Raw genomic sequence first — 25920 nt, forward strand, 5'->3', positions numbered from 1 at the left:
AATACATCTTATGTAAAGGCATTATATTATTGACAAAAAAATTTTAATAAAAAAACTCTTGACATTATCAGACTAAAGTATTATGATATTTCTTAATATTAAAAATGCTTTGATGGAGAGAAAGATATCCTAACTTAATTACAGAGAGTTGGAAAAGGTGAGAGCCAACATTAAGAAGATATGTAATATTCACTCCTAAGCTGATTCGTTAAACGAAACTTTCAAGTAGACGAATCCGAAGGCCCATCGTTATAGGGGATAGGACTGTTAGGTCTGATTGAGTGATGACTTCGTCATAATTAGGGTGGTACCGCGGATATAATCTTTCGTCCCTATAAGTATAGCTAAAAGCTATATTTATAAGGATTGAAAGATTTTTTTATTGCCCAATTATTCCATGGCATTCAATCTATGCTAATTATCCTATAAAATCTATTGATTATATTTCAAGGAGGATAATAAAATGAAAAAATCTAAAGTTAGTAAATTAGTATCTTTAGTATTAGTAAGTGTGATGTTTCTATCAGGTTGTAATGCAAATGTAAGTAAACCAAGTAATGTTTCTGGTGAAGGAGTATATAAAATTGGGATTAGTCAGTTAGCAGATCATCCAGCACTTGACGATGCTAGGAAAGGATTTGAAGATGGATTAAAAGAACTTGGTATCAATGCAGAAATAGACTATCAAAATGCACAGGGAGATATTCCAACTACTGTTAGTATATCTCAAAAGTTTGTAAAAGATAAAGTAGATTTAATATATGCTATAGCTACACCAGCGGCTCAATCTGCCAAACAAGCTACTTCAGAGATTCCTATATTATTTAGTGCAGTAACAGACCCTGTAAAATCAGAAATAGTAGCAGATTGGAAAAATGTTGGCGGTAATGTAACTGGAACATCAGATATGGCACCTACAGCTTCTCAATTGAAGATGTTTAAAGAAATCGATCCTAATATAAAGACCATAGGTATACTATATAATACATCTGAAGCAAATTCTGAAATTCAAATAGAAGAAGTAAAAAGATTAGCACCAGCTGAAGGTCTAGAAATAGTTACAGTTGGAGTAAGCAATGTAAATGAACTTCCTCAAGCTATAGATTCATTATTGAATAAAGTCGATGCTGTCTATGGTCTAAGTGATAATCTAATAGCCTCTTCTGTTGAATTGGTATCAAAGAAACTTGTAGATAAAAAAATCATATCTATTTGTGCAGAGGAAACACAGGTAAAAGGCGGATTATTAGTAACAAATGGACTTAGTTATTATGAACTAGGTAAGCAAACAGCTAAAATGGCTAAAGAAATACTTGTAGATAAAAAAGATGTTTCTACTATACCAGTCGGTGTAGCAGAAAAAACTGTAACAACTGTAAATATAAGCACCTTAGAAGAATTAGAATTAAATTCAAATCTTCTACTATTTAAAGATGCTGTAAAAGTAGGAGAATAATCTTCCTTAACAAAAACTAAATATTTTTGGCTATACTTAAACCACTAGTCTCTATCAGACTTTATATCAAACCATCAGAAATTTTTAAAACATTTTTTCAAAAAAGTATTGACATTACTAAAATAAAGTATTATTATCTTATCTAATATTAAAAATGCTCTGATGGAGAGAAAGATATCATTGATTATTCAAAGAGAGTTGGGAAGGGTGAAAACCAACAATAACAAGATATGTAATATACACTCCTGAGCTGATTCACTAAAAGAAACTTCCAGTAGGTGAATCCGAATGCCCATCGTTATAGGGGATAAGACTGTTAGGTCTGATTGAGTGATGACTTTGTCATAATTAGGGTGGTACCGCGCGGATATATAATCTTTCGTCCCTATAAGTATAGCTAAAAGCTATGTTTATAGAGATTGAAAGATTTTTTTTATGACCTAACTTGGCGAACGAAGTGAGCTTTAGTAGGTCAAACGCAATGAGAGCCAAATCTATACGAGTAAAGCGAGTGAATAGATTTGAGTTTCGAAACTGCGTGAAGTTACTTGCCCAATTATCCAATTGCATTCAATCTGGCAAGATTATTTTAAGGGAGGATAATAAAATGAAAAAATCTAAGGTTAGTAAATTAGTATCTTTAGCAGTAGCAAGTATTATGGTTTTATCAGGTTGTAATGCAAATGTAAGTAAACCAAGTAATGTTTCTAGTGGAAAAGTATATAAAATTGGAATTAGTCAGTTGGCAGATCATCCAGCACTTGATGATGCTAGGAAAGGATTTGAAGATGGATTAAAAGAACTTGGTATCAATGCAGAAATAGACTATCAAAATGCACAGGGAGATATTCCAACTACTGTTAGTATATCTCAAAAATTTGTAAAAGATAAAGTAGATTTAATATATGCTATAGCTACACAAGCGGTTCAGTCTGCCAAACAAGCTACTTCAGATATTCCTATATTATTTAGTGCAGTAACAGACCCTGTAAAAGCAGAGTTGGTAGATTCAATGGAAAAACCTGATGGCAACGTAACTGGAACATCAGATGCCAGTCCAATGGATAGACAGCTGCAACTATTTAAAGATTTAGATAGCAATATCAAAAAAATTGGAATTGTCTTTAATACTAGCGAGCCAAATTCACAAATTCAAATTGAAATGGCGAAAGAATTAGCACCTTCTATGGGACTTGAAATAGTAGAGGTTGGAATATCTAGTATATCCGATATCTCTCAAGCCGTAGATTCTATAGTTAAAAAAGTAGATGGAATATATACAATAACAGACAATATGGTTGCATCTGCAATTAATATAGTTTCTGAGAAAGCCACATCTAACAAATTAATTACTGTAGCTGCTGAAGATTCTCATGTAAGTGGCGGTATTCTTGTTACCGATGGAATTAGCTACTATGAACTAGGTAAACAAACTGCAAAAATGGCTAAAGAGATTTTAGTTGATGGAAAAACACCTTCTGATATTCCATCCCAGACTGCAGCTAATACTAAGAAAGTATTCAACAAAGAAACATTAAATTCCTTAGGACTTGATGAAAATAATAATGTATTTAAGGACGCAATAAAAAATGATTAAACAATGAGGTGATATATATGAATTCCCTAATAATTACTTCTCTAGAACAAGGGCTAATATTTGCAATTTTAGCTATGGGAGTATTCTTAACTTATAAAATATTAGATATAGCAGATCTTTCCGTAGAAGGGACTTTTCCTTTTGGAGCCTTTGTATTTGCTAAATTTATATCTATGGGTGTTAATCCAATCATTAGTACTTTAATGGCATTTTTCTTTGGAACCTTAGCAGGACTCTTTACTGCAACTCTCTTTACAAAACTAAGAATAAAGCCATTATTATCAGGAATATTGACCATGACTATACTATATTCTGTAAATTTAAAAATAAATGGAAAATCCAATTTTCCGCTGTTTAAATATGGTTCAGTTTTTGATTTAGGTTCATCCTTAATAGTATTAGCTGTAACTGTATTGTTAATAAAAATCATACTAGATCAGTTTCTAAAAACTGAAACGGGATATTTACTAATAGCAACTGGTGATAATGAATCTTTAGTGAAATCTCTAGGAGAAAATAGTAATAAATATAAGGTAATAGGGCTAATGTTAGCTAATGGATTGGTAGCTTTAAGTGGTGCTTTAATGGCTCAAATCCAAGGTTTTGCAGATATAACCATGGGTAATTCTATTATAGTAGTAGCTCTTGCTTCAATCATAATAGGAGATACTATTAAAAAGAATTCTAATAGAATAAAAAATACAACAAGGGCTATATTAGGGGCAATTATCTATAAACTTATCGGCGGAATTGCTATAGACCTAGGTTTAAACCCTAATGACCTTAGAGCTATAAATGCAATAATTGTAATAGTTTTTCTATCCTACAATAACTTTGCAGCTGATTTTTTAGGATTCATGAAAAAACAAGGAGGGAGAAAAAATGTTAAAAATAGTAAACCTATCAAAGAGTTTTAACAAGAATACAGATAATGAAATAAATATCTTTAGAAATTTTAATTTAGAAATTGAGGAAAATAAATGTACAGCAATTATTGGTTCTAATGGCTGTGGAAAATCTACTCTCCTTAATATCATTGGTGGAAGTATATTAGCAGATAAAGGACAAATTTTACTGAATGAGAAAGACATAGCAGGCTTAAGAGAAGAACAACGAGCAACTTATATAGGGAGAGTATATCAAAATCCATCTATGGGAGTCTCCCCTTCCCTTACTATACTGGAAAATATGTCCCTAGCAGATAAAAAGGGAGAAAAATTTACTTTGAGAAAGCTTATAAAAAAGAATAATATAGGTAAATATGTGGAACTATTAAAGGATTTGGATTTGGGTCTTGAAAACAAGTTAAATACAAAGGTAAAATTTTTATCTGGCGGTCAAAGACAATCTTTATCTCTGGTAATGGCAGCTATGAAGCATCCAGATTTACTTTTACTTGACGAACATACCGCTGCCTTAGACCCTAAAACATCAAATGTAGTAATGCAGAAAACTAAAGAATTAATAAACAAATATTCCATGACAACAATAATAATTTCTCACAATATGAAAGATGCCATAGAATATTCAGATAGAATAATAATGCTAGATAAAGGTGATATAGTATTTGATAAGCCAAGTATAAATGTGACGGAAAAAGAATTGATTGATATATATAGGGAAAAACTCATACAGAATGTGGCATAAACAATAATATATCAGGCATTAATAATGCCTGATATATTATTGTTCAATAAATTTATAAACTATTCAATTAATCAAGTTATAACCCGATATATAATATATTTTGATTTATTATTCATCTATCACCTTATCAGTTGTTACTTTATCAGTGAAAAGAAATTCAAGAAAAATATATGTTGCTATCATAATAAGAGTAAATAAAGTAGTACCTACGTCTCCTGAAACAAAATAAAATTTTAAAGTAAAAAAATTAGATTGCTGAGGAAAAAAACTATTATCAATCATTGCTAATATTGGAGATATGAGACCTCGATGTGTAAATCCATTTTCACTATAATATAAAGCTATTAATGTAAATACTACAATGGACAGTCCTCGCCACTTTATATACCTTATATATTCAGGATGCTTTCTCCCATATAGAAGTGGTCTTTTAACCCTTAGGGATTTCCAATTAGTGATAAAATATAATATAATCCCTGATAAAATCATAATAATAACTTGTGTAGCAATATAAAAAAGAGTGTCTTTCATACTTCTTATTACAATTTTAGTAGTGACTAATCTAAGCATAACCAAAATAAATCCTATTACAAATAACAGGAAGGTAGAAATAAATAATTTAATAACTTCTTTTCTAGTCATAAACTCCCCCCTAATAGTTTATACCAATTAATAATAAATGCAGTTATTATATTAAATTAATTTTCTCATATTAAAACCAAGGCAACTGACCTTAATAGTTGCCTTGGGACTATCAACACTATCCATACATAACTATTAGTTATGAAAACATACTAGTTTTAACATAACATATAATATTATTAGGATAACCAACTGAATTTACAATTGAATAAGCTTTAAAACTAAATCCAGTATATCCTGGACTATAGTCAAAAGTATTTGAAGTCGGATATTTTATGGAATATTTTCCTTCTATAAATTCACCAACACGATTCATCTCCCCATACCAAACTTGTCTATCATATAATGTTCTACCATTGGGCCACCATCCACCCCAAACCTCTACAAGCTCATTATTTACACCAAAGTTGTCAATCCATACTAATGTAATGTAACAATCCACATTATCTTCTGTATGTGGTTCATACTCTTCTTTTTGAGTCCCTCTTGCAACAGCTGTCAATGAGTACATAGTACCTATATCACCATTTTCTGATACAATATTACCTACATTTTTAACAGTATAGCTGATGTCAAATATATCACTAGCATCAACACCCATTAACTCACTACGTGATAAATCTTTTGGAACAACTTGAACACCAACATCAACTTGGTTCATTATATCTTCCGGTACTGATTCATCAGTTATACCATTTAATGCATTACTAATCTCTTCCGACATATTAATAGTCGAAAGAAGTGCTTCTTTATTCATTTGAAAATTAGATATTTCTCCTGCTGAAACAATAGAAGAAGTACTAAGAAAAACAATCAATCCCATAATTAATGATAACATTTTTCTTTTCATTTTTTTAACCCCTTTCTTTAAATACAAATCATTCATTCTACCAATTTTTCTACTTATTAAATAAGTTATTATCTAGACAAATCATACATTTTCTTTAAAGTATTAAGAAAATTATGACTTACTAAATTAAAAAATCAATAGAATCTCCTCCTTTCAAATAACTTCTATAAAACTCATACATACTTAATACTTTTATCTTTTAATCTTATTGATTTATGTTAATCTTATTTAAATAAGTTGATTTTGTCAATGAATTAATTGTGCTAATATTCGACAAATTCTAATATTCATAATTACGGAAAAATAACTACAAAATGTGGCATAAGTTAAATAGACCACTCCTACACATTAATTAGTAGGAGTGGCCTATAATTACAGCATTATTCTTTCTTAAAATCACCATACCATCCTGGTTCAAAATCTAATTCTAACATATTTCCAAACTCAATTGCCCATTCTCTAAAGAATGCACCTACAGAGGTAATTATATTCCCATCTTTTATAAAATGTCCAATCTCTTCATAAGATTCTCTATACTCTGCTATATCCACCATCCCCTCTAATTCTTCTATGGTGGTATGACCATGTTTTAATAATTCTTCCTTTAACATCCCAGCCAAATAACGCTTATTCTTCAATAAACCTGCCCTTGCAAGTAAAAATGGAGTGCTGGAGATACTGGCAATTTTAATTCTAGGTAGGTCAAATTGCTTCAAAAACGAATATATTCTCTCTTCATTAATAATGGGTTCAAGATCCATGCATCCTGTTAATACCAAAGAATCAAACTCTTCTATATTTAAATCCTCAACTAATGCATCGCAAACTACATTTAGCCCTTCTTCACTCTTTACTGGTTCCTTAGTTAAACTAAATGTTGTATAGGGTTTACCAGCTTGAAAAAACATTGATAACATTACACTAAACTCATAGTTACTAAAATCATCATATAATAATACTGCTGTTTTCTTTTTACTCATAAACTATCCACCTCGTTTAATAAATATTCTGACTTAAAAATTACTTATCTTTCTTCCATAAATTGATCATATCACTCACCCCCAACAAAAAATGCTGAGAGAAAATCCCTCAGCATAATTAAGCCTAAAAAGAGTACAAAAAAAGATGATAAAATCATCCTCAAATGTCAATAAATATTTGAAAGAGAGTTCTCGCTAAATTACGCACTAAAATAAAGCATTCCTAAGAATGTATTTTTGTGCATATTAAAATTTCTTATTTAGCAAGAATTTTGCTCATTGACACACCCCTCTAATATAATTGAATAAATTGTATCATAGATTAATTTTGAATTCAAGTGATAAGCTATATAAATAATTAGAAAACCTTTCTTAAAGGAAAGACTTTCTAATTATTGTTCATCATATGCTATTAATTTTTCTATGCATACTGCATTAATATATCATTATTCTTCTATAAGATAATTCTCTATTTTATATTCGTCATATTTCTCTTGATACCAGTTTTGATATACCTCAGGTAGCTTCGCTTCTACGAGAATATCCTTTATTTCATCCTTGTGTTCTTCTAGTGTTGCTTCTTTTGCTTCCTTCTTTTCCTCTACTTTTATTATATGATAGCCGTAATCAGTTTTAACTGGATTACTGATTTCACCTATCCTTAGTCCAAAGGCTTCTTCTTCAAATTCCTTTACCATTTTACCTTTACCAAAAAAGCCTAAATCTCCTCCAGACTCTTTGGTCATTTCATCTGTAGAATGTTCCTTTGCTAATTGAGCAAAGTCTTCTCCTGCTGAAATTTTTTCTTTAATTTCTTTTGCTTGATCTTCTGTTTTAACAAGTATATGACGTGCTCGTACTTCCTCTTTTTGATCAAATGAAGTTTTATTTTGTTCAAAATAACTTGAAATGTCTTCTTCTCCTATTGTAATATTAGGCCCAAGAAGTCTCTTAATTTGAATATTCATAGTTACATCCTTCTTTATATCGTCTAAAGTGTAACCATAATATGCCATAGCTTCAGTAAATGCTTGGTCACTCTCATAGTATTGTTTAATCTTATTGAGTTCAGTTTCAATATCTTCCTCACTAACTTCAATTTTCTGTTTTTCAAGCTCTGCATTAACAATCTTCTCGCCAATCAATGAATCCAAAGCCTGAGTACCATATTGTTCAACCATTAAATCATATAATTCATTCTTAGTTATAGCTTCACCATCTACTTTCGCTACTATCTCCTCATCTACTAGCTTTTCATTTTTACAGCCTACCATACTTATGACTAACACCATAATAGCTGTTATCATTATGTACTTGTAAACTTTTCTGTTCCTCAACTTCCCTAACATATTTTAACCCCTCCATGTTTAATTAATAAAAAAATGCCTCTTAATATATCTCTTCAAATCATTGATATATTGAAAAATTGCTTTTCATCCATCATATCATAAAAATATGGGATTGTTGTGATAAAATTATGAAAAGATGTAAAAAATCTTTATTTAATTTCCTATTTCTCAATTTAAAAATCTTCTCAATTGATCCAACTCAAATGTCCACTCAGGAGTAATCAGTTTCTCTTTGTCATTTAGTGAATACCAAGGACTTATACTTTTATCCATAGGATTAATAAGTATTTGAGTTTGCTGCGCCGGCATATAGGATTGAGCAAGAATAAATATTTTATCACCTTCATCACTTATAGCCATATCCATAACTATAACAGCATGACCTGGGCTCCCTCCAATAATAAACACATCCCCTATTTTTATTTTCTCTATATTAATAGGCTCTAATTCTTTTTCTAAGGATAAAGTTCCTGCATAAGCCATTACCATATCCATATATTTTCTAAAGTCTTCATAGGTATTGGATGGTTCTGTTGCTTTATAATAACTTACATGGTTGCCTTCAATCTTAATCCTATACCCTTCCATCCACTTTTTATATTCTGCTTTAAATCCTGATACGAAGTTAAAGCTAATATCCTCATATTTGCCTATTGAGTAAAGGTATTCACCTCTTAAAAGCATTATAGCATCTGCACACTGATGAAGGTCCCTATCTCCTATTTCTACATCTAAAACACTATCATAAACATCTTTCTTATTTTTCTCTCTGCCATCATAGTATAAAACCTTTTCACCATAAGGTTTCAATCTCTGGGCCCTTAAAAATTCTCCAAAACTATTTTCTTCTGTTTCTATCCTCTTATATCCTTCTAAAGTTAGATATCTTTCCTCTATGGTTTCGCCTGCCACATTAATATAGGTTTTTTCTTTTTTAGGCAAATTGTCTGTAACTGGTGATAATTTGGTATCATCTTCTATAGGTTTACAACTAATAGGTAACACTAAGATTAACAATATAATAAATATCTTTTTCATATCTAAACTTGCTCCTATCCTATACTTTCTACAGTTTCCTCTGGTATTTCAAGAATCCGAGAAAACAGTTCAATCTCCAATTCACCGCTGAAGTCCTTATCTATAGGTTGAAGTACACATTCCCGTAGCTTATACCCATTGATTCCAATTTCATCCTCTTTGGATCCCCATATAATTCCTATGGCAGAGTCACTATATATTGGCTCCGCTTCTAGATGCTCTTTCATATGAAAATTAAGTTGGGTACTATCTGCTGCTTCATATTTTATAACAGCTAAATTTTTATCCCTTGGATAAATTCTTTCTAGTCCTTCTATAAAAATCTTAAGGTTTCTTTCTCGCATTTCTACCTCTTCAATTTTCTCAACCTTCTTTTTGATATCCTCATATACATCAAAAGAATAGATTTCATTTATAAAAAAGTAATTCTCTTTGCCAAGTTCTTCATCATAATATACGATTTTTGTTCCCATTTCTTGTTTGCCGAACTGTATTTTAAATGGATGTTGTATTGGTATTTCTCTTGTGCCTCGATCAACATATAATTTAATGTCTAATTCCTTAGTATTATCTATATTAGGAGCAGTTTCCTCATCCATTTGTTTATATTGAGCGATTACAAGATTTTCTAAATTTACATCATCCCACTCATCTGAAATCGAACCACTTTCAACAAAATGCTGTAATCGCATTATTCCTTCTGAATCCATATTATAGATTGAACTGCTACTTGATGAACTAAAATTAACAATATGTCCTTGTATTTCCATTTGTCTTATATGTAAATCTTTATATTTACTACTAGCATTAATACCTCTTAATAGTTTTTCTCGATTTGTCCTAAACTCTACTATATATTCATCGTCAGATCTATCTCTATATAACTCCTGATTTTCATACATCATCCATAAACTATTTTTATCTCTTTCTATAGTGAAACTCAAAATCAAAACATCTATCCCTCTAATATTCACACGTTGATTAATAATATATTCTTTTATGGGAAGTAACATCTGTTGTTTCAAATACCTTAATATCATTTTATATTCTCCTTTCATTTTTATCTAAATTCTTTAGCATCCTTTGGCAGCTCCTTAATCTTTGTAATGTATTCCGTTACATTAATATCATCTTTAATAGGATAGGAATATCCTAGAGGTTCAGCTAATGGTTCACCTATTCTCCTAATAAATTTACCTGCTCTAAACAGTGATTGCCACATTTGTTCATAATCTATAGTTGGATATATTGAAATAAAATCATTATAAATCTCATCAGATAAGTATCCTTTGAACCATTTTCCGCATTTTCCTACATTTACATTCCATTTATGGTTTTCTCCAATATACCACGACAATAATTTTCTTATACAGTCCATTAAAATAACATCAAACATATATTTAGCAAGAGGCAATTCATCCCTCCATATTCCTTTAGCAACATAGGTTTGAATCCACCATGCTTCATTTAATAATTCATCGAATTCTTTTTTTGAAGGCTTTAGTACATAGTGACTGCTATCATTGGGTCTAGGTAATTTAAGTTCAATATCATCTTTATTTAATAGTATTTTGCTAAGAGTATCTTCTCTAACCGATTCTTCAATTCTTCTAATATCTTGAAAACTAAGGTCTATTCTTATTCCATCTTTAAATTGCATCAAAAAGATATATGCCCCATCCTCAAAATCATTCTGCTGCATAATAACAAGCTCTCCAAATGCACTAATCCAACTTTGATCTATTTTATAACTTAAATCTTCAATATCTGTTATAAAGAATACTATATCGTAATCCTGCATTATATCCTTAGGTGCATTAGGGTTAACTCTCGAACCATTCAACATAACAGCTCTAACCCTATCTTCACTGTTAGCAAAATCTAATATCTGTTTCATTACTTCATTTTCTTTTCTCATGTACTTCTCTCCTTTTACAATCTTAAATTCATAACAAATAGAGAATGTATATTTTTCCGGCTACTAATGTATCTTAATTTTAGAGGCTGACAAGATGTCAGCCTCTAAAACTCTACTACTCTATTGGTTTCCCAAAAAATATAGAATCTTGTTTCATAATACTCTTTAATCTAGCTCTTAAGTCCAGCATCCATTTAGGCTCATTATCCCAAACTTCCTTGGATGATACTAGGACTCTAGTATATCCATATAAATTTGCAAATCTTCTTAGCATAGGCATATACAGTAGCATTTCGTCGGAAACATTAAACTCTTGTCTATATCCTATTATAAAGTTTTCCCTCAGCATTGAATGATTCTCACAAGATGTTTCACTCATTATATTATCTAGTGCTCTTTCTATATCCATAGCATACCAGTGATACATGGCATCATCAAAGTCAATTACATTTAATTTATCTGTTGATTGGTCATAAAACACATTATCCAACTCAAAGTCATAGTGGATTAAGCCAAAATTATAGCTATCTTTAGGTATTTCTGATAAATAATCCCTTACTATCTTAACCTCTTGTTTGGCTAAAGCTTCATTAGGAAAATTTTCTAATTCCCTTTCAATCCACTCAAGGACATCTTCGTATGACCAACGCAATCTTTTATCAGGCTTATATCCCGAAGACAGTCTATGCAATTTACCTAAATATTCACCATGTTTTCTGCATATTTCTTGTGTGTATTCTATTTCTCCTAATTGAATCCCCGCAACTCTATCAAAAACAACTCCAAAATACTTTCCCCAGGGGGTCTTCACTTCTACTAATTCTTTATTATCCTTTGAAGGCACAGTGCATAAAACAGGATATTCCCTTGATTTTAAATAATTAATGAATTCTAATTCTCCCATTATATTATTCTTGTCTTTTTCATCTACAGGAGAAAATCTCAGTAATCGAGTTTTACCATTATATTGAAATGGATAAATCGCATTTGATGAAATTCTATAGTAGTCAAAGAGTTTAAGCGAAGATAAATCGTATTCCCAATTCTCTAAGATCATTTCTGCCAAATCTCTATTATCAAAAAGATACTTTAGTTTTAACATGTTATTCTACCTCTTTCAAATAAATTTTAATTGGTTTTATCTAGCCTTGAAACAGTAAAATAACATCAGCCAACTTAACCGAGAAAATATTATTTACTGCTTCATTTTAAATATAAATCACCTTGTTTCGTATTACCCGACGTTTCATGTCGATCACTCCTTCCAAAATTAGCGTTTTATTAGTTTTGATGTATATTAAATATTTCCTAATAAATCCGATAAATTTTTTTGGTTTTCAGCAAGCCAAATCATTTCTTTTGCGAATCTAGCAGGTGGCAAACTATGCTGATCCATGTAAGCATTTGTCCACCATGTACTTTCCATATACCATAACAACTGTAATGCATTTGTTAAATACCCCTCACTTACGTTACATTCCTCACTGTAGCCTTCAATAAATGCTGAAGCAAGGGATACATCAAAATTATCGTCTAGAGCACATGACATAACAGCACGAGCAACATCAAGTTGGGGATAATCATAATTTAATCGATCAAAGTCTAAAATCGCTGTTAATCCGTTATTATCAAATAAAAGATTATCAACCCAGAGGTCACGATGAGCCCATCCTGATTGAAGATACTCAAATATTTTTATATTTAAATCTTCTGTTGCCTTGCGTTGGACCTCTATATAAGTAAGTAACTGAATTTTATCAGTTTCCTTTGCTTGTTCCCACATTGAATTCCAATGTTCTAAACGCTCCTTACGGCATGGAGGAATAAATTTGGGATTATCTTTAATACCTAGTGTTCCATCATTTAATAATCCATGCATTTTTCCTGTTTCTTTACCTAAATCATACATTTGATGAACATTAGCTTTACCTGGTGAAATCACTTTCCCTTTACAAAACTCCATCGCCATAAATCGTTCACCATTATCGGATTCAAGTAAAATATCTTCATTATGTGATAACAAATTTGGACACCGGATACCCTTATTATACAATCTAACCTGCTGAGTGAATGCAAACAATAGATTCTCTCTTTTATACATTTTATATCTTTCTTCATTATATTGCTTAAGTAAAAACTGTCCTGAGTCCGTCGTAATTTTCCACTTTAAATTTAACCATCCTCTTTTTACTGGTGTAGACTCCAATACATTCAAATCAAATAAACGCTGAAATGTTTTTATTAGATCATCTAAGATCATTTCTTCTGATATTATTGTTTTCATTTGCCAACTCCTACATTTATGATAGATAATTTTATACTTCTCATAAAAATCTATATAACTTCTCTAATCGTAACCTCTAACTCCATAATAATTCTCCTTTACTAATGTTATAAATGTCTTAAATACTGCCCTGGATTGTTTAAGAAATCTTTGGTTAAATTCACATGCTCCAAATCATTATAATTTACTTCTTTAATAGGATACTCATCAAAGGATATGATTGCAGCCTCTGGAATAGCCATTAATATTGGAGAATGAGTAGCTATAATAAACTGAGCATTTTTTTCTACCATTTCCTTTATCATAGATATAAATGCAAGTTGCTTCATGGGAGATAGAGGTGTCTCTGGTTCATCTAATATATATAATCCATTAGGCACAAATCTTGAATTAAATAATTCTAAAAAACTTTCTCCATGAGATTTAGTTTCTAATCCTTCTCCATATTTCTTCTTTAATTCATATAGGGAATTATTATAGGGCATTTTAGCTAAACTCTTAGATAACTCTGATCTATCGTCATATGTATTATCAATTTCCTTTAATTCTTCTTCTAACTCATTTCTTATCTCCGCTATTCTTTTAGTATATGATATAAAATCCTCTGCCCTTAAAAAAAATCCCTTTTTAGTTTTTATATTCCATATTAGTTTTAAACTTTTAGATAACTCCCTAGCTGCCTTCAAAGATTTATCATAATCAATTGAATCATCTCCGATAGTTATAGATCCAACCCCTGCTGCAATCCCTTCTATTAAAGTAGATTTACCTGTACCATTTTCTCCTACAAAAATTGTTACAGGAGTTCTAAATTCTAATATATCAAAATCCTTAAATAGTGGAATATTAAAAGGATATTTATTTGTATTCTTAGGTTTTATATATTCTACAGATTTTAAATGCATAATAGTTCTACCTTTCAATTGATTTTGTTATTCTATTTTTAATAATAACTATCCCTAATATTATTTATTCTACATGTTTATCCAAAATCCTTCCTATAATAAAATATATTTACTAATACCAATAATTTTATTTTAACTAATAAGCAATCACTCTTTAAAGAGTGATTGCTTATTAGCATACGATACTTTTATACCTTCTGGTTCAAGTATTATTAATTTCTACTTTTATCATTCAATTTTTTGCATTCTCCTATTATAATAGACTTTGCTGTTTTTTATTGATTAAATAGAGAAAAAATGCTTTATAAGTCCTTATATATGTTCATAACAAATTGCTTAAAGTGGCTTAAATAAAGTTTTTTCTCCATGTCGATTTGTTTCTTGTTATACTCCTCTTATGCTTGTTGGCAATGCATCCAATGTCAACACAGATGACGCTACCCTCTTGATTTTATGAAATATGTACCCATTACAAGGTTTACAGAATTGTGTGGAAGTATAGCAAGTAATGTAGTATAATCTTTCTGATAACACTGAAGGCTGATACTAAGCAAATTTATATTAAGCGAAGCTCAAAATAGGTTGAGCATCGATACTATCAAGGAACAAATTTCTGTTTTTAAACAAACTCACAGAGGAAGTTATGGGAATGTTTGTAAATATACTATTTTTACGAGAGGAGAGTTGTTTATGAAGGTTATTAAGAAGTTGGCAGGATTAATAGTGCTCTTGTTATTAATGTGCCTATTTTTTACAAGGTGTAAAGATAAAAAGGAATCGGAGATACCTACGGATTTCAAGCATACAAAAAATACAGAAGAATTTGAAAGCAACAGTACAATAGCCGAAGGAAAAGAATTGATTAAGCAGGAGGATTTTTCGGCAGAAGGTGAGAAGGTGTTGTTCGGTTTTCAGGTTGCTGATTCTAAAAAAATAATGTCAATCTGCACAGCAGAAGATGAAAGCTACATTGTTTACCGATTTGGTACAAGGGATAACATAGAATTAGAACTTCCGGAAGACAGGGAGAATTCCTTTAGCTATTTTAACTATTCCTACTATTTAAGAGGCGGAGGACTTGAAAATGCAGGCTTGGATTTCGACCATCTTAATTTTAGCAATGGGGACTATCAGTATCAGGTGTATAGCGAATATGAAGCAGAAACTGGTATAAGAGCTGTAGGCATTAGAGTGACTGACGAAAAAACTGGTAAAGAAACTGACATAACAGGAGATAGTAACAGTGTTATCGGCAGTATGATTCCCTTCCGTGAAATGGAAAAAATAATAGTAAATTTTGAATAATCTTTTTGCTTAGCTGAGATTTATGGTGACAGGGGCATAGAGCATTGCAGCAGGCGAATAGCGAACTTGCGTCTGGATAAGGCTGTTTGTGGGAGTGGAGCTGTTTTGCTGCTATAAAACAGCTCCGCAATAGGCCACTTTGGCTCACTGCAGTCACGAAATAGAGGGTAAAAATTCTTGCTGTATTAGGGTTTTCGATTTGTTTTGTATCGAAACTCGTCTTTCTATCTCCTGCTTTTAACACTATTTTTATAATTTCCATATCATTGAATACTCGATTTCTTTAGTATCTTGATTTTCTTTCTCTTCTTCTATTTTAAATCCATGCTTCTTATAAAAATTTATAGCTTTCAAATTCTTAGCATAAACGTCCAATTTTAGGATCGGATAATATTCCTTGCATCTTTCAATCAATTGGCTTCCTATTCCTTCTGACTGATATTCTTCTGAAACAAACAATCCTGCAATATAAGATTTATCCATAATACCTATAAATCCCTTTACTTCATCCTCTTCCTCATAAATAAGAACATTAGATTCTGGCAAAATATTTTTTACAAAATTATAATTTTCCTTCCAATAATTTGGGGAAACAAAATCATGAGTTTTCATATTCTCTTCAAGCCAAATCTTCATAACCTTGTCTATTTTAGATATTTCTAATTCTTTTATTATCATTCTCACCTCTTATTCAAAAATATTTAATCTATTAATTATTTTTATTTTTATTGTCATAATAAAATGATCAATACTTTTTTAACAGTTTTCCTAGTATACTATTTTAAAACAGAATATTAACTCCTTTTTTAAATTATTATAATTCAACTCCTTTCATCACTAAGGGTCATTTTAGTTATCTTCTTATAATTTGAAGTGCAAATAAATCATCTACTTTATCTTTCATATATACATAGGCATCTTCTATGCTTTGATTATATATATAAGGACCTAATTCTTCTATAAAAAAATCTAGTAATAACTCAGAAGCTAAATCTCCCAAATCTTCATCTCTTTCTTCTGAAAAGTAATTCATTATACGGTTTCTCATTTCTTCTTTATTTTCTTTACTGATTTTAATTCTAGTATTCAAGTTATCAACCCCTTTTTTAGCACAACTGGTATATCAAGCATTTTAAATTACTTATTGACAATTCTTAGCTGGACTATATCCTTATATATTGTGAAAGCAGCTTAAAATAGTTGTTACTATATCTAAAAAAACTACCCTCATCTATCATTTGTCTCAATTCTTTTCTACTAACCCATTTAACATCATCCACCTCTTCTTTCTGTAATATGATATCTCTTAACTCAATATCTTGTTTCACAACCCAAATATCAGTAAAATCATTTTTACGTTTATGTCTCAGAGGTTCTAGCATAGAACTACCATTAATTTCTATGCCTAGTTCCTCTTTTGTTTCTCTGCAGGCAGCTGTAATACTATCTTCTCCTTGGACTGCAGACCCTCCCGTTGTTGCCCATACTCCAGGAGCAAATTCTAAATGCTCTGGTCTTTTTTGAATCAATATCTCTCCATTGCTATTAATAATCCATATATGAACCACCAAATGGTATTCATCTACTTCTAATTTTTCTCCTCTAATAATAGTTCTACCCGTTTTATTTCCATTCTCATCTAATATGTCCCATATCTCCATTTTATCTAAGCCTCCATAAAATCTATATACATCCAATTTTGTTTTATCAAATACCTTTCTGCTCCCACCATCATAGCTTTTTCATGTATCTCTACAGGATAACCAAGGTGTTTTAAAATAGCTATAGCATTTCTAGTTGTACATGGACCTTGGCGAAGAATATAGTCAAAAACTATATCATTCTTTTCAATTATTTCTTTAAAATGATAATTTTTATATCTTTTATTAACTAGATTGGTAAACTCCAACTCACGAGTAGCAGCTGGAAACATTGTCAATATAATCCCCAAAATACCCATAGTTGCCCCTATCATATAAGTCTTTCCCTTCTACTAACTTGTTTCATACTAATGAACCATTATAGACTCCTTACCATTAATAAACATGGATTATGTTCTCCCCAAATTTCTTTAATTTCCTCTATAGGATAAAATCCTACTTTTCCATAGAATTCTCTGGTCTTTTTATAGTTCTTATCAGGATGAGTTTCCCCGAGTGTTTTAACCATTAAAAATTTATAGCCATTTTCTAAAGAATAACTCACTGCTCTTTCAACTAATTTTTTTCCTATTCCTTTATTATGATATTCTTTTAAAATACCCATCACATATATTTCTGAAGTACACTTATTGTTGAATTTTAAGCTTAAGAGTCCTATTGGTCTATCATCATCAAAAGCTACATAGAAAACTGTTTCTTTTACTTTATCTACGTATTCCATAATAGCTTCTTCTATCCCAAACCAGTCTGGCAAATGTCTAAGTACGGAATCAGTAATATTGGATTTTAATTCTTCATTATCTATAAGCTTAATAGAATAATCTTTACTACTTGCCAGCTCTTTAAGTAAAGCAACTCTACTTTCTACAATCTCTCTGTGTTGCTCCTCTGTCCATTTTGGGTTTTTATTCTTCCAAAATCTTTCACAAGGTATTTCTTCACATTCTCCACAATGTCTTAGTTTTCTATCTATTACACTACATTCATAGAAATCACAGATATCAAGTCCCACTTCATGTAACCAGCAAGCCTTCCCCTCTATAGAATGGCATCCCATACATTCCTTTTCAAACATCATACATTCACTACATATACAACCACAAGCTCCTATAACTTTAGTCATTATATTCCTCCTAAAATTAGTCCTTATATCCTAATAAACACTTCCTAAAAAAGTTCCTAAATCCATCTCCAATTTTATCTCCCTTTTCTTTTCTATCCATATCTAGATAGTATTTCTTACTGTTTTTTTCTACTGAAAGAGAGTCAAGTGGAAATCCTTGGTTTCTTCTTGGATGAGGCTTGTCTACAATTATAAACTCATCGGATGATATCTCATTACCTTGATATTCGTATATATGTTCCTCATCTAATACAAGGCAAATTGCATTTTCATATCTAGCAAATACTTGTCCCCCATTTTCTCTTGCAATACCACCATAGTATTCTATCATCTCTTCATCGGTTAACTCTTTCCCATTTACTCTTCTTACATATACTCCTGGCTGCTGTTCTTCTCTAATCCCTTTTATATATAAACCAGAGTCACAGGAGAAAACTGGCATCTTAATTTTTCTATAGTATTCTAAAGCTTTAATTCTAGCATTTTCTAATGGATTATTTCCTGTTTCATCTATATAATCATTTTTAATAGCTATTGAATTCAATCCTATTACTTCTATATCTAATTCTTTCAATGTTTTTCTCATGCTTTCAAGTTTTGCAGCGTTAGTTGTTCCATATAATATTTTCATTCTACACCTCTTATAAAAATTTCTGACTAAAGTACTCATAGGCCTCCCTTGAATCCTTGTGATATAAAGGTAATGTTTCTTTGTTTAGCTCCAGGTCTGTTAAGTAATGTAATATTGCTTTTTCCCTTGAATACTTCAGAGTTTCTCTAATCTCATTTACAAGTTTTTCATATCCTTCTTCTTTCCAACTTAACTTATCAGCTAACAACACTTCTATTTCCATATTACTTGGTTGTCTCCTTGATGTTGCATGATACCTAATTGCATTTAATATATTTTCATCCCTTATTTTAAATACAGTTTCTGCTATAATGCTTGATATTTTCTGATGTAAAATTGAAGGCATCTGCTTTTCCTCATCAGTAATTTCAATATTATTTTCCATACAAAATTCTATTATTTCATCATTGTCTACTACTCTTCCCAAATCATGACAATAACAAGCAATCTCACTTCCTTGTTCTATTGGCCCAAATTGTTTTTCAATATTATGGAGCTCTCTAACTACATCGAGGGTATGCTCATATTTATCTAATTTATCATGCATCAAAAAATATGATTCTATATCTTTCTTAAAATCACCAGTTGTTTTAAAATTTAAATATTTTTCCATTCCCAATTCCCCTTATATAAAATTAGTTAACAAATTCCTGTACCTTTTTTCCATTCTCACTTCTTTCCTTAAATTGTCCCTTAGTATACTCATCAATTGTTTTATGCCAAAATGCTTGAGCTGGTTTATTTGTCTCTATTTGAAATACTTCCCACTGACCTCTATGTAAATCAAATATTTTATTAGCTACAGCTTGTCCAATTCCTTTTCTTCTATATTTCTTCATAATAAAAAATTCTGCAATTGAAAAATAATTTTCTTCTTCTGATTCGATAAGTCTTACTAATACAAAGCCTATATACTTCCCATCTTGCTTAACCAGATATGGAAAACGATGATTTTCTTCATTCCAATAATCATCTAAGTATTCATAGGCCCTATATAAGCCATTATCTTCAACATCACATTTTACAAATTCAGAGAAATCATAGAAATAAAATTGCATTAAATTTCCTACAATATTCTTATACTCTTTTGAAGCTTTGATAATCTGAAATTCCATTCTATGTTTACCATCCTTATCTATATTTAAAAAGTTAATCGCATTTGTTTATAATATCTAGTCTTTTAAATAATTCTCCATAGTTAGCTAATTTTTCTTTATTCTCCACCTTCAGCCCCGAATTATAGAAAATGATATTACCATCCCCTTCATTTATAGCATCCATTCTTTCTAAAATTCTTTTTAAATGTTTTACTGTACCAATATTTCCATCAATTATATCAATATCTGCTGGAAGTATTTTTCTAAATATATCTTTATAGAAAGAGAAATGGGTACAGCCCAAAACTATAGTTTCATAGTTATTCAAATCATATTTAAGTAACTGTTCTTCAAGATATGGTAATACTATTTCTTCATTAAACTCAAATCCCTCTGCAAATTGAACTAATCCTGGAAGTGGTAATAAATCAACAATATGGTCATTATCTAATTTAGTAATAAGATTTTGAAGTTTTTCTTCCTTTAAGGTTAAAGCCGTTGCAGTCACTAATACTCGTTTATTTGTATTTCTATTTCTTTCAACAGCAGGTTTTACAGCAGGCTCCATTCCAATAATTGGAATACTATACTTCGCCCTTAACTCTTCAATAGCTACACTTGTAGCAGTATTACAAGCAATAACTATTGCCTTAACTCCTTGTTCTATTATAAATTCTATAGCATTAAATATATATTTTTTAACTTCATCCTTCGGTTTTGGTCCATAAGGAACATTTGATGTATCTGCGTAATATATATAATTTTCATTAGGTAACATTTTTAGTGTATCATATAATACAGTAATCCCTCCGACACCAGAGTCAAAAAAACCTATTTGCATTCCTATTCCTCCAAATAAATAAAATTTATATGCTAATCTAACATAGCTATAATTTTATTATACTACAAAATAATTAACTTATGATAAAAATACCTCGTCAAACTTTCTCATAATCTCGCTTCTAATTTCTTCATTTCTATCTACTGGATTTCTTTTTGTTCCAAAATAACTTTCTTCTATTAATATCTCAACACCATGATCCATCATGACTCTTTTCATTGCTTCAATTGTAAAACCCATACTTAAAGAATCTGGACCAGCACAAACACCGATTACAATTGACTTTATTCCTTTTGAATCTAACTGACTGCTCCAGCTACCATTTCCAAAATCAAATAATGAGAAGAGTCTATCAAGAAATATCTTCATATACGAAGTGACATTATAGTTGTAAGAAGGTGAACCTAGAATTATTCCTTCTACATCTTTAATTTTATCAATTATTGAAGATATTTCATCCTTATGATGACAAGTATTGTTCCTAATACAATACTCACACCCGTTACAGCTATTTTGCTCAATTTCACTTAGTATTACTTTATCGACCTTTCTTCCTCTTTTTTCCAACTCCTTTATGTAGTAATCCATTAGACCTTCTGTATTCTTACCACGCCTAGGACTACCCAATATAGCAATCCATTTTTTCTCCATAAAATAACCCTCCCTGTATAAAATTATTCTATTAAAACATTTAACATTTTTTCTGTATTATTTAGAAAGGCTTTCATAATTTGATAGTGCTCTGTTTCTTCATATTTCACCTTATTAAATCCATGTTTTATTTCATAAATAACTGAATCTGGATATGCCATTATTATTGGAGAATGAGTTGCAATAATAAACTGGCATCCCTGCTGAACTAATTGATGCATTCTACTAATCATGGACATTTGTCTCGAGGGAGATAATGCAGCTTCAGGCTCATCCAATATGTATAATCCTTCACCCCTAAATCTATTCATAAATAAGGAGAAAAAGGATTCACCATGTGATTGATTATGTAAGGATTTTCCACCATAATAATTTAAAAGCCCTGGACACTCTCTTTCTAATTCATCAATATTTGTTGCAACATTATAGAAACTTTCAGCTCTTAAAAAAAATCCATCCTTGGGAATCTTAGCTCCTCTTATTAACTTAAGGTATTCATATAACTCTGAGTGAGTATCATTTGACGAAAAATTAAAATTTCTTGTTCCTCCCTCAGGATTAAAACCATAGGCCACTGCAACTGCCTCTAAAATCGTTGATTTTCCTGTTCCATTCTCTCCTACTATAAACGTAACCTTAGGATGAAAATCTAAAATAGATAAACTTCTAATAGCAGGAAGGCAGAAAGGATACTCTACAAAAGAAGATATTTTATTAGAATTTAATTCAATGCTCCTTATATATTGATTAATGTTTAAATTTTTCATCTTATTCTCCTAAGTCTATATATTATTTGATTGTTAATGTATTGATTCATTTTCTATAATCTCATATTATACTATGTATTCTACATATCAAGTGAAATTCCTTCTTAAAAAGCAAAATATTATCATCTCAACCATCACAAAAATAAATAGAGAGGATAGTTTAACTATCCTCCTTATTTTATATAGTCCATTCACCATGAGCTATAGCTATTAGATACATCTTTCCATTTTCCTCTTCAAATACTAATTTTAAACTTCTCCAATCAATGCCAGCATATTGGGGATCGAATCCTTTAAAATAGAATTCTACAAAATGACTATTGGGATAAACATCTTTTATATTATCCACAGTATTACCCTCTCCTATGGATATATCATTTCCTATGATTTGAGGATTTGCAAAGTCTTTATCATAAACAAATCTTTTATAATAATCATTAAAATTCAATTTAATGGGTTCCCCTGACCCATCATAATGTCCCCATAAATATGCCTTATTATCTTCTTTAAGATTTTTTACTTCTTCCACTGTAAACACTTGACTTGATTCAGTATCTATGTGACCATAGGGACTAAATCTGAGCCCTTTTGTAGGATGAACATAGGATGATAACCTATCCATATCCTTGTTTTTAATAGAATCCATCACATCTACTACTATTGATAGCAGATTATTATTGGACATAGGTTGATTTACATTGTTCAGTTGAGATTCAAGTTCATTAATTTTATCTTCTAGCTCAGATATTTTTGTATCTTTTTCCTTTATCTTTTCTTCTAAATCTACATTTACTGAATTTTTTGGAGTACATCCAATTAAAACAATTGTAATCGCTAATATTATCAACAATATCCTATTCTTCATATCATTTCAACCTTTCATCATTTATATAACAATAGTATACGATTAATTAATATTTATATCCTCAGTCCTCATCATGGATTGAGTCTCTTGCTATATCAGAGGATCATTTATCCCTTATCAATCTACTATTATCTTATTTCTTCCTGTATTTTTAGCTTCATATAATCTCCTATCTGCTTCATAAATCATATTTTGCAATGATATGGTTTCTTTCCCAATTTCAGAAGCATCGACAATTCCACAGCTAAATGTAATCTCTACTTTTTTATCCTCATAATTAAAAAGAGATTCCTTTATTCTTTCTGAAACTCTTTTAATCACCTTTACTGAGGATGATTTGCCTATTCCCTGTAATATTAGGATAAATTCCTCTCCTCCATAACGTCCTAATACATCATAGGTTCTAATACTTGAAGCAAGTATTTCTGCAAATTCTTTTAACACAAAGTCTCCTGCTTGATGACCATAAGTATCATTTATGTTTTTAAAAAAATCTATATCAACTAATGCTAAAGAAAAATTTTCCTCCTTTTTCTTAAATAGTTCTATACTTTGACCTAATCTTTCAAATGCATATCCTCTATTATATATGTTAGTTAATGAATCTCTTATTGATGTTTGTTTTAACTTTTCCTCCAAATATTTTCTTCTAGAAACATCTTGTTTTACTCCTAAAAAATTAACTATTTTCCCATTACTGTCAGTTATAGGTGTGATTCTAGCCTCTTCATAATAGATTGTGCCATCTTTTTTCTTATTAATCAGATCTCCCTTCCAATCTTTTCCTTTAGTTATGGTATTCCACATATCTTCAAATACATTGCTAGGGGTTAGTCCACTTTTGAGAATTCTTGGGTTTTTTCCAATTACTTCTTTTAACGAATATCCTGATATCTGTTCAAAAGCCGGATTACAGTATTGAATATTTCCATCTATATCTGTCATTATAATAGTTACAGCCGCTTGTTCAATCGCTGCAATTAGCTTTAGTTTTTCCTCATCTTTTAAAAAATCAATATTACTATTTTGCCCCATAATATCTCTCCTAAATAAGTAATGCTCTCATTTACTTCCAATATACCCCATTCTATGAACTTACAACAATATATTTGTCGTTTAACTTAAAATCTATAAGTAAAATAAGGTAGATACTTACTGCTATCCACCCTAATTTATATCCCCTATAAATTTTATCTAATACATACTTTAACCTAGCTTGCTAGCATCTGGTGCAAAATAGAATACTGTTTGATGACTCTAAATAATTCGTCATCTAAATGATGATGTATAATAAAAGAATACCAACAGCATAAGGTTTTCGTTTCTCCTTTATACTCAAAAACTGAAGGATTCATACCGTCTCTGCTGTTGCACCACCCACACCCCGTGCATAAGCGGGTACGATTATTAAAATCTTCTTGAAGAAAGTCTGGCTGATTATAAATATGCGGGATTAGTCTATTTATACTTGCTAATTTAAGACTAAATCCAAATGTTTCCTTTGCTCTTGGATCAAAGCTTATAACAAGTAGGGGAGTAGATTTAGATTTTCTGCTGCCTTGATAGCTAATATTGGGATATTTGCAAATAGCCTTATAACCCTGGTTTATTAAATAGTTATGAAGTAATATTATTTTATCATATTGAATCGTTGCAATTTTTTTCAAAATTGTAGGAGCATCAATCTCATAATTAGGATTAATTGCCTTAAAATTGCACTGATAAAAATAAATGAACCCCATCTCATCCTTATGTTGCTGACATCCAACTGCTAGCTGCTTTAGTGCTGGCATCATTTTAGGATATCTAGTATTTGTAATAATTATATTTTCTTCTTCATCTATTACATGAAGTCCAACGCATTGCATACTTTTAATAAACTGTTTTTTGACTTTAGATTTTTTAACAATATTATTATATTGTTCTTTACTTAGAAGTAAATTCTGTTGATTAATTACGCCAACTTGTCCTATTGCATATAAAAACTCTAACCCATTTTTAATTTCTGTTTTTGGCTTATACCAAGCTTTAGTAACTTCTGGTCTTGATTCTTTAGGCTCAAAATCTTCATAAGCCATATCCTCTGTCGTAGGTAAATAGAAATTCTCTGGATGGTAAAATAATTCATCATATAAATCCCCAAAAAATTTATGTAAATCTTTATATGAGCCTTCTACATGTTCTTGGGTGCCATGATCAAGTCCTTCTGATACCATAGATGTATAATCCGAAAAAGCCATGCAATACTCATATGCTGCCCTCTGAGAAATATTTTGAAAGTAACCTCCATTATAACTAATTGTCATTTTATAA

The 25920-nt window shown here is 30.5% G+C and carries 29 protein-coding genes and 2 other annotated features; of the genes, 5 read left to right on the top strand and 24 right to left on the bottom strand.

Translation table 11 applies throughout. The features are described 5' to 3' along the window. The first annotated feature begins 100 nt into the window (after positions 1-100). Positions 101-337 (top strand) — a binding site (T-box leader). A gap of 126 nt (positions 338-463) precedes the next feature. From RDK80_RS07200 to RDK80_RS07215, 4 genes are all read left to right on the top strand, one after another. Beyond that, positions 464-1456 (top strand): ABC transporter substrate-binding protein, encoded by a 993-nt coding sequence (locus RDK80_RS07200; RefSeq protein ID WP_308523892.1) that lies wholly within the window; start codon positions 464-466, stop codon positions 1454-1456. Positions 1457-1606: 150 nt separating this feature from the next. After that, positions 1607-1846, top strand: a binding site (T-box leader). 217 nt (positions 1847-2063) lie between these two features. Further along, positions 2064-3053 (top strand): ABC transporter substrate-binding protein, encoded by a 990-nt coding sequence (locus tag RDK80_RS07205; RefSeq protein WP_308523893.1) that lies wholly within the window; start codon positions 2064-2066, stop codon positions 3051-3053. Between the two features lie 17 nt (positions 3054-3070). Further along, positions 3071-3970 (top strand): ABC transporter permease, encoded by a 900-nt coding sequence (locus RDK80_RS07210; protein ID WP_308523894.1) that lies wholly within the window; start codon positions 3071-3073, stop codon positions 3968-3970. Continuing rightward, positions 3936-4700: an ATP-binding cassette domain-containing protein gene (locus RDK80_RS07215; RefSeq protein WP_308523895.1), complete on the top strand. Its 765-nt coding sequence runs from the start codon at positions 3936-3938 to the stop codon at positions 4698-4700. The genes RDK80_RS07210 and RDK80_RS07215 overlap by 35 nt, the downstream gene beginning before the upstream one ends. 108 nt (positions 4701-4808) lie before the next feature. Here the strand turns inward: RDK80_RS07215 and RDK80_RS07220 are convergent, their stop codons facing one another. The 10 genes from RDK80_RS07220 to RDK80_RS07265 all read right to left on the bottom strand — a co-directional run bounded on the left by RDK80_RS07220 (position 4809) and on the right by RDK80_RS07265 (position 14666). After that, positions 4809-5342 carry a hypothetical protein gene (locus RDK80_RS07220; protein WP_308523896.1) on the bottom strand — a complete coding sequence of 178 codons (534 nt, stop codon included), beginning with the start codon at positions 5340-5342 and terminating at the stop codon, positions 4809-4811. A 139-nt stretch (positions 5343-5481) separates the two neighbouring features. Next, entirely contained in the window at positions 5482-6192 is a 711-nt protein-coding gene (locus RDK80_RS07225) for a hypothetical protein (protein WP_308523897.1), read from the bottom strand. Positions 6193-6572: 380 nt separating this feature from the next. After that, complete coding sequence (locus tag RDK80_RS07230; RefSeq protein WP_308523898.1) at positions 6573-7172, bottom strand: DJ-1/PfpI family protein; 600 nt, start codon at positions 7170-7172, stop codon at positions 6573-6575. Positions 7173-7618: 446 nt separating this feature from the next. Beyond that, the gene (locus tag RDK80_RS07235; protein ID WP_308523899.1) at positions 7619-8521 is read right to left on the bottom strand and encodes a peptidylprolyl isomerase; all 903 of its coding nucleotides are present in this window, start codon (positions 8519-8521) and stop codon (positions 7619-7621) included. A gap of 168 nt (positions 8522-8689) precedes the next feature. Next, positions 8690-9559 (bottom strand): DUF4846 domain-containing protein, encoded by an 870-nt coding sequence (locus tag RDK80_RS07240; RefSeq protein ID WP_308523900.1) that lies wholly within the window; start codon positions 9557-9559, stop codon positions 8690-8692. A 14-nt stretch (positions 9560-9573) separates the two neighbouring features. Next, positions 9574-10599, bottom strand: coding sequence for a hypothetical protein (locus RDK80_RS07245; RefSeq protein WP_308523901.1), 1026 nt, complete (start codon positions 10597-10599; stop codon positions 9574-9576). Positions 10600-10619: 20 nt separating this feature from the next. Beyond that, complete coding sequence (locus RDK80_RS07250) at positions 10620-11477, bottom strand: aminoglycoside 6-adenylyltransferase (RefSeq protein ID WP_308523902.1); 858 nt, start codon at positions 11475-11477, stop codon at positions 10620-10622. Positions 11478-11592: 115 nt separating this feature from the next. Then, positions 11593-12579 (bottom strand): phosphotransferase, encoded by a 987-nt coding sequence (locus RDK80_RS07255; protein WP_308523903.1) that lies wholly within the window; start codon positions 12577-12579, stop codon positions 11593-11595. Positions 12580-12774: 195 nt separating this feature from the next. After that, positions 12775-13761, bottom strand: a complete 987-nt coding sequence (locus RDK80_RS07260) for a phosphotransferase (RefSeq protein WP_308523904.1) — start codon at positions 13759-13761, stop codon at positions 12775-12777. Between the two features lie 107 nt (positions 13762-13868). Beyond that, complete coding sequence (locus RDK80_RS07265; RefSeq protein WP_308523905.1) at positions 13869-14666, bottom strand: AAA family ATPase; 798 nt, start codon at positions 14664-14666, stop codon at positions 13869-13871. A gap of 582 nt (positions 14667-15248) precedes the next feature. Here RDK80_RS07265 and RDK80_RS07270 point away from each other — a divergent pair. Next, complete coding sequence (locus RDK80_RS07270) at positions 15249-15971, top strand: hypothetical protein (protein ID WP_308523906.1); 723 nt, start codon at positions 15249-15251, stop codon at positions 15969-15971. A gap of 249 nt (positions 15972-16220) precedes the next feature. Here RDK80_RS07270 and RDK80_RS07275 read toward each other — a convergent pair whose 3' ends face one another. From RDK80_RS07275 to RDK80_RS07340, 14 genes are all read right to left on the bottom strand, one after another. After that, complete coding sequence (locus RDK80_RS07275; protein ID WP_235601196.1) at positions 16221-16649, bottom strand: N-acetyltransferase; 429 nt, start codon at positions 16647-16649, stop codon at positions 16221-16223. 175 nt (positions 16650-16824) lie between these two features. After that, entirely contained in the window at positions 16825-17061 is a 237-nt protein-coding gene (locus RDK80_RS07280) for a DUF2164 domain-containing protein (protein ID WP_094898971.1), read from the bottom strand. Between the two features lie 73 nt (positions 17062-17134). Continuing rightward, entirely contained in the window at positions 17135-17632 is a 498-nt protein-coding gene (locus tag RDK80_RS07285; protein WP_308523907.1) for an NUDIX domain-containing protein, read from the bottom strand. Between the two features lie 5 nt (positions 17633-17637). Then, a complete protein-coding gene (locus RDK80_RS07290) occupies positions 17638-17946 on the bottom strand; it encodes a hypothetical protein (protein ID WP_308523908.1) in 309 nt (102 codons plus the stop codon). 44 nt (positions 17947-17990) lie between these two features. Beyond that, complete coding sequence (locus RDK80_RS07295) at positions 17991-18755, bottom strand: GNAT family N-acetyltransferase (RefSeq protein ID WP_308523909.1); 765 nt, start codon at positions 18753-18755, stop codon at positions 17991-17993. Between the two features lie 16 nt (positions 18756-18771). Beyond that, positions 18772-19386 carry a non-canonical purine NTP pyrophosphatase gene (locus tag RDK80_RS07300; RefSeq protein WP_308523910.1) on the bottom strand — a complete coding sequence of 205 codons (615 nt, stop codon included), beginning with the start codon at positions 19384-19386 and terminating at the stop codon, positions 18772-18774. A 10-nt stretch (positions 19387-19396) separates the two neighbouring features. Beyond that, positions 19397-19999, bottom strand: a complete 603-nt coding sequence (locus RDK80_RS07305; RefSeq protein ID WP_308523911.1) for an HD domain-containing protein — start codon at positions 19997-19999, stop codon at positions 19397-19399. Between the two features lie 22 nt (positions 20000-20021). Further along, positions 20022-20501 carry a GNAT family N-acetyltransferase gene (locus RDK80_RS07310; protein ID WP_094898965.1) on the bottom strand — a complete coding sequence of 160 codons (480 nt, stop codon included), beginning with the start codon at positions 20499-20501 and terminating at the stop codon, positions 20022-20024. A 34-nt stretch (positions 20502-20535) separates the two neighbouring features. Next, a complete protein-coding gene (murI, locus tag RDK80_RS07315) occupies positions 20536-21324 on the bottom strand; it encodes a glutamate racemase (protein ID WP_094898964.1) in 789 nt (262 codons plus the stop codon). Between the two features lie 78 nt (positions 21325-21402). Next, positions 21403-21975 (bottom strand): flavodoxin family protein, encoded by a 573-nt coding sequence (locus RDK80_RS07320; RefSeq protein WP_308523912.1) that lies wholly within the window; start codon positions 21973-21975, stop codon positions 21403-21405. 23 nt (positions 21976-21998) lie between these two features. Continuing rightward, entirely contained in the window at positions 21999-22742 is a 744-nt protein-coding gene (locus tag RDK80_RS07325; RefSeq protein ID WP_094898962.1) for an AAA family ATPase, read from the bottom strand. Positions 22743-22920: 178 nt separating this feature from the next. Next, complete coding sequence (locus RDK80_RS07330; RefSeq protein WP_308523913.1) at positions 22921-23607, bottom strand: hypothetical protein; 687 nt, start codon at positions 23605-23607, stop codon at positions 22921-22923. A 117-nt stretch (positions 23608-23724) separates the two neighbouring features. Beyond that, a complete protein-coding gene (locus RDK80_RS07335; protein WP_308523914.1) occupies positions 23725-24642 on the bottom strand; it encodes a diguanylate cyclase in 918 nt (305 codons plus the stop codon). Positions 24643-24818: 176 nt separating this feature from the next. Next, positions 24819-25913, bottom strand: a complete 1095-nt coding sequence (locus tag RDK80_RS07340; RefSeq protein WP_308523915.1) for a hypothetical protein — start codon at positions 25911-25913, stop codon at positions 24819-24821. Positions 25914-25920: the final 7 nt, after the last annotated feature.

Source organism: uncultured Tissierella sp. (assembly GCF_902479755.1).
Taxonomy (GTDB): Bacteria; Bacillota; Clostridia; order Tissierellales; family Tissierellaceae; genus Tissierella; species Tissierella carlieri.

Coding starts and splice junctions, on each gene's coding strand:
- RDK80_RS07320 (WP_308523912.1), bottom strand. CDS start 21,975: ATGGAGAAAAAATGGATTGCTATATTGGGTAGTCCTAGGCGTGGTAAG.
- RDK80_RS07330 (WP_308523913.1), bottom strand. CDS start 23,607: ATGAAGAATAGGATATTGTTGATAATATTAGCGATTACAATTGTTTTA.
- RDK80_RS07240 (WP_308523900.1), bottom strand. CDS start 9,559: ATGAAAAAGATATTTATTATATTGTTAATCTTAGTGTTACCTATTAGT.
- RDK80_RS07295 (WP_308523909.1), bottom strand. CDS start 18,755: ATGACTAAAGTTATAGGAGCTTGTGGTTGTATATGTAGTGAATGTATG.
- RDK80_RS07215 (WP_308523895.1), top strand. CDS start 3,936: ATGTTAAAAATAGTAAACCTATCAAAGAGTTTTAACAAGAATACAGAT.
- RDK80_RS07210 (WP_308523894.1), top strand. CDS start 3,071: ATGAATTCCCTAATAATTACTTCTCTAGAACAAGGGCTAATATTTGCA.
- RDK80_RS07300 (WP_308523910.1), bottom strand. CDS start 19,386: ATGAAAATATTATATGGAACAACTAACGCTGCAAAACTTGAAAGCATG.
- RDK80_RS07275 (WP_235601196.1), bottom strand. CDS start 16,649: ATGATAATAAAAGAATTAGAAATATCTAAAATAGACAAGGTTATGAAG.
- RDK80_RS07340 (WP_308523915.1), bottom strand. CDS start 25,913: ATGACAATTAGTTATAATGGAGGTTACTTTCAAAATATTTCTCAGAGG.
- RDK80_RS07335 (WP_308523914.1), bottom strand. CDS start 24,642: ATGGGGCAAAATAGTAATATTGATTTTTTAAAAGATGAGGAAAAACTA.
- RDK80_RS07285 (WP_308523907.1), bottom strand. CDS start 17,632: ATGGAGATATGGGACATATTAGATGAGAATGGAAATAAAACGGGTAGA.
- RDK80_RS07305 (WP_308523911.1), bottom strand. CDS start 19,999: ATGGAAAAATATTTAAATTTTAAAACAACTGGTGATTTTAAGAAAGAT.
- RDK80_RS07225 (WP_308523897.1), bottom strand. CDS start 6,192: ATGAAAAGAAAAATGTTATCATTAATTATGGGATTGATTGTTTTTCTT.
- RDK80_RS07290 (WP_308523908.1), bottom strand. CDS start 17,946: ATGATAGGGGCAACTATGGGTATTTTGGGGATTATATTGACAATGTTT.
- RDK80_RS07250 (WP_308523902.1), bottom strand. CDS start 11,477: ATGAGAAAAGAAAATGAAGTAATGAAACAGATATTAGATTTTGCTAAC.
- RDK80_RS07205 (WP_308523893.1), top strand. CDS start 2,064: ATGAAAAAATCTAAGGTTAGTAAATTAGTATCTTTAGCAGTAGCAAGT.
- RDK80_RS07200 (WP_308523892.1), top strand. CDS start 464: ATGAAAAAATCTAAAGTTAGTAAATTAGTATCTTTAGTATTAGTAAGT.
- RDK80_RS07255 (WP_308523903.1), bottom strand. CDS start 12,579: ATGTTAAAACTAAAGTATCTTTTTGATAATAGAGATTTGGCAGAAATG.
- RDK80_RS07265 (WP_308523905.1), bottom strand. CDS start 14,666: ATGCATTTAAAATCTGTAGAATATATAAAACCTAAGAATACAAATAAA.
- RDK80_RS07220 (WP_308523896.1), bottom strand. CDS start 5,342: ATGACTAGAAAAGAAGTTATTAAATTATTTATTTCTACCTTCCTGTTA.
- RDK80_RS07325 (WP_094898962.1), bottom strand. CDS start 22,742: ATGAAAAATTTAAACATTAATCAATATATAAGGAGCATTGAATTAAAT.
- RDK80_RS07235 (WP_308523899.1), bottom strand. CDS start 8,521: ATGTTAGGGAAGTTGAGGAACAGAAAAGTTTACAAGTACATAATGATA.
- murI (WP_094898964.1), bottom strand. CDS start 21,324: ATGCAAATAGGTTTTTTTGACTCTGGTGTCGGAGGGATTACTGTATTA.
- RDK80_RS07260 (WP_308523904.1), bottom strand. CDS start 13,761: ATGAAAACAATAATATCAGAAGAAATGATCTTAGATGATCTAATAAAA.
- RDK80_RS07245 (WP_308523901.1), bottom strand. CDS start 10,599: ATGATATTAAGGTATTTGAAACAACAGATGTTACTTCCCATAAAAGAA.
- RDK80_RS07230 (WP_308523898.1), bottom strand. CDS start 7,172: ATGAGTAAAAAGAAAACAGCAGTATTATTATATGATGATTTTAGTAAC.
- RDK80_RS07310 (WP_094898965.1), bottom strand. CDS start 20,501: ATGGAATTTCAGATTATCAAAGCTTCAAAAGAGTATAAGAATATTGTA.